Here is a 4,292-nt window from a genome sequence, read left to right as displayed (position 1 = left end):
ATTATATCTATGCTTTTTATTAATTCAATTTAAATATTTTTTATTATAATTTTTTTACTTTATAAAAAAGAGTCAATCTATTTTTGATTAACTCTTAACTAATCATATTTAACTCTTATGTATTTAAAATCAGGTTATTTTTTATTACCAATATAATTTTTGCTTATTACTGAATCAGCAATATTGAATGTTTCCTTTAAGTGATTTGTTTCTTTTTCATCCTTTGGTGTACCCATAATAGTACCATCGTTTAAAATCGCCGCATCTCTATTTGTATTTACTAAAATTCTACCCATAGAAGTATTTTCAAAGTCACTTCTATCAATTCCTAGCAAGTATGATATTGTCGGTAGAAAATCAGATTGACCACCTGCTTTGGAAATCACCTCTGGTTGCAAATCTTTTGAATATATTATATATGGTATTTTTTTGTGATTATCCTTCCACCAATCTCCTTCTAGCGGAGAATTTTCTATTTCCTTTTCATAAAATTTATGAACACCACAATGATCCCCATAAATCATAACTACTGTATTATCTAACTGATTATTTTTATCTAATTCCTCTAAAAATTTCCCAATAGCTTCATCAGTATATCTTACTGCCTGAAAATATGATCCTAACATATTTTCATCTAATTCTTTAGGTAATTTTAGATATTTCTTGTCCTCTGGCATATCAAAAGGTCCATGACTTGTTAAAGTCGTCATAAATGCGTAAAAAGGCCCCTTCTCATTTTTTAATTTTTCTGATATCTGTTTTAAATAAGATTCATCAGATAACCCTAAGCCAATTATTTCATCCTGGTTATATACTCCAATATCTAAAATTTTATTTGCACCAAAAGACTTATGCATTTCCGCCCAATTCCAACTACCTGGCAGTTCCGCATGTGTAGAAATTGTTTCGTAACCTCTAGCGTTTAATAAATTCTGTAATGTATTAAAATTCGCCCATGGATAGGAGAATACGGTTGTTCCTACTCTTATTGGAAATATAGATGTATTCACAAGTACATCCGCATCAGAACTTGTGCCGGAATTATTTTGTTCATATATATTATTGAAATATAGACTTTTTGATAATAATTTATTTAAATTCGGTGTTATCTCTTGTCCATATACTTTTTGATTTATAACAAAGTTTTCTAATGATTCAACTTGTAAAGCTATCACATTTTTGCCTTGAAGCATCCCTTTGTATTTATTATCCTCAAGATCTTCTTTATTCTCATTAAACCAATTTTCTATTTCTTTTGTTTCATTTAAAGTTAATGTCTTGTTTTTATCTCTATAAAATGCGAAATCATAACCATGGTATCCAAGTGGACTCATATCACTAAATGTTTGAAATGGTGCCCAAGATATTCTAAACAAATTTTTCCCATCTAACATTTGCCTAATATCAACAAAATAATGTCCTAATCCTACAATAAGTGAACCTATTAAAAATACAGAGATCGCCTTTAAAATCCTAAAAGATAATTTTACTTCTCCTTTACTATCTTTCACTTTAACTAATAATAAATTTAAGCATAATATAATTAAATCAACAAAAAATGCTAAATCTACTAATCTAGGATTAAACAGATTTTTTCCTACAGGATTAAATATTTCTATATGTATTAAATGCCTATATGATAGGAAAGTTCCATTAGCACGGTAGTACCATATGTCAGCTATAAAGGTAATAGTAACTATAACATCTATTATTAAAGCAGCTCTAATTCTCCCTTTCTCTTTAAAGAAAAATATAGGACTACATATTAATACTATTATTGCTATATGCGCCCAAAGTACAGGAGTACCAAAATAAATCCCTCCCAAATTGATGCTTGATGAATTTGGAGTTCTAAGCATTGATAGCAGTACCATAGACTTTAATTGTAATGCAACCACCATAAATACAAATATCCAATTTCTTTTAACTAAGTTTTTAAGTTTTTGCTCCATTTTAATTCTCCATTAATTATCTATTTTTTTATCTTTATATATTGTAACTCAAACTGAATCTTTAACCAAGAAGATTTTACCTTAATTAATTAACTTTCCGATTTATTCTCTAAAAAATTATTACAAAGCATTTATATTATTTTATCAGATCTAGATTTTTATTTATTAAAGAGAAACATTTCCAATTTCTAACTTGCGGCTATTAGATACAGAGGTATATACTAATAATATTGTTTATTAAAACATTTTAAAATTAAAATATCTTGTAGAAAAATACAAATATATTTTAAAATTGAAATTCTTATAGAAAGGTTCTGAAAATAATGGTTTCAACTAAAGACAATTCAACTTTGCTAAAAAATAACTCTTTGAGAAGATTGATGGTTGCCCGCGTGTCTACAAATTTTGCTTATCAAATGCTCACAATAGCTATTGGTTGGCAAATGTATTCCTTGACTAAATCAGCTTTTTATTTGGGCTTAGTTGGACTAGTTCAATTTTTACCTATGCTTTTTCTTTCACTTTTTGTCGGTCATGCGTCAGATAGATATGATCGTAGAAAAATAATTACTCTAAGCCAAACTATCCAAAGTTTATTTATTTTAATTTTGGCTTTTGGAAGTTTTAGTGGGTGGATTACGAAAGAAAGATTTCTTTTAATAATTTTTTTAATAGCTGTAGCTCATTCATTTGAGGGCCCTCCAATGCAAGCATTATTACCTAATATTGTTAGTCGGGAAGTTTTTCCAAGAGCCTCAGCATTAATGTCTTCTGTCTCTGAATTCGCAGTTATAGTAGGTCCAGCTGTTGGTGGAATACTTTATTCCTTTGGTCCAACCTTGATTTATGCTTTAGTTGGAACTCTATACTTAACTTCAGGAACTCTTATATCTCAAATTTCTATTAAGAAAGAAGAATTTAAACCTGAACCTGCAAGTATAAAATCACTATTCGCTGGAATATCTTTTATCAAAAGTAAGCCAATTATATTAGGTGCAATATCATTAGACTTGTTTGCAGTCTTATTTGGTGGAGCCACTGCTTTACTTCCAATATATGCAAGCAGTATTTTAATGATAGGTTCATTTGGACTTGGAGTTCTAAGATCCGCTCCAGCTATTGGCGCTTTATTAATGTCAGCATATCTTGCGAAAAATCCATTAAAGCATAATGTGGGAAAGACTATGTTTACTGCAGTAATATTTTTCGGTATATCTACCATAGTTTTTGCACTCTCGAAATCAGTTATTATTTCATTTTTAGCACTTTTCGTATTGGGTGCCTCAGATGTTATCAGTGTTGTAATCCGTTCAACACTTGTTCAACTTGAAACCCCCGATAATATGAGAGGCAGAGTAAGCTCTGTAAATATGATTTTCATCGGTACTTCCAATCAACTAGGAGAATTTGAATCAGGTACAACCGCTGCTCTATTTGGAACCGTTAATGCAGCATTTATCGGAGGCATCGGAACTATTATTGTTGTACTGCTTTGGATGAAACTTTTCCCTTCGATTTTACACGTTGATAAATTTCAGACAAGTAAACCCTAAGTACAATCATAACAACATGAATAAGGGACATGATTTTATTTGATGTTGCAGTAAATAAAATCATGTCCCTATTTATGTTATGAATTTCAAATAAAAATTAATATCTTTATTAAATGTACATTCTAAAATCAATTACAATAGCTTCTCTATAACGTATTAAATAATCTTACTTCAATTTATTAAAGAACTTTTATATACATATTTTTTGATAATTCCCTAAGTTTATCCTCATCTAATATATATATTATTTTATTATCACATTTTATTATATCCTGTAATTCAAGCTCTTTAATAGTTCTACCTAAATGTCTATATGTTGTTCCTAGAAACTGAGCAATCTCTTTAAATGATGAGTCTATCATTATATGCTTTTTATCTGTAATATGTTCAACAAGATAACTTGCCAACCTATTAATTAATGGATATACATAATTATATGAACTATTATTAATTGTTGCCTCAAGCTTTTCGCTTAAAGAATTCACTAAATAATGTAAGAAATCAACATTATCAATATACTTTTTTCTAAGGATCTCCGAAGGAATTGCAATTAGATAGCTATCTTCAATTGCTTCAACATTACATTGTATTGGTTTATTTCTTAAAAGCTCCAAATCTCCTATTGAGATAAAATCACTATAAAACTTTAAAAGCATAGATTTTCCATTCTCAAATAAATATGATATTTTTATTTTACCATCTACAAGTAAAAAATAGTATTCTAGATCAGATTCAGCCTCTAATATAAATTCTTTTTTCTTATAAAAATGTAGTTTTGAGTAATTTA

3 protein-coding genes are annotated in these 4,292 nt (G+C 28.7%); 1 reads left to right on the top strand and 2 read right to left on the bottom strand.

Annotated features, from left to right (window positions below; all coding sequences use genetic code 11):
• Positions 1-134: 134 nt before the first annotated feature.
• Positions 135-1,952 carry an LTA synthase family protein gene (locus CLCHR_RS23865; protein WP_079442429.1) on the bottom strand — a complete coding sequence of 606 codons (1,818 nt, stop codon included), beginning with the start codon at positions 1,950-1,952 and terminating at the stop codon, positions 135-137.
• 323 nt (positions 1,953-2,275) lie between these two features.
• Between CLCHR_RS23865 and CLCHR_RS23860 the strand changes: the two genes are divergently transcribed.
• Positions 2,276-3,505, top strand: a complete 1,230-nt coding sequence (locus tag CLCHR_RS23860) for an MFS transporter (RefSeq protein WP_079442428.1) — start codon at positions 2,276-2,278, stop codon at positions 3,503-3,505.
• 179 nt (positions 3,506-3,684) lie between these two features.
• Here the strand turns inward: CLCHR_RS23860 and CLCHR_RS23855 are convergent.
• On the bottom strand, positions 3,685-4,292 hold a 608-nt coding region (locus CLCHR_RS23855; protein WP_139376291.1), incomplete at its 5' end, for a Crp/Fnr family transcriptional regulator.

It is taken from the genome of Clostridium chromiireducens, from assembly GCF_002029255.1.
GTDB lineage: Bacteria > Bacillota > Clostridia > Clostridiales > Clostridiaceae > Clostridium > Clostridium chromiireducens.
This window is presented reverse-complemented; position numbering and strand designations above follow the sequence as displayed.

What these genes read in the sequence shown, in the direction of transcription:
- CLCHR_RS23865 (WP_079442429.1), bottom strand. Translation starts at nt 1,952, where the DNA reads ATGGAGCAAAAACTTAAAAACTTAGTTAAAAGAAATTGGATATTTGTA.
- CLCHR_RS23860 (WP_079442428.1), top strand. Translation starts at nt 2,276, where the DNA reads ATGGTTTCAACTAAAGACAATTCAACTTTGCTAAAAAATAACTCTTTG.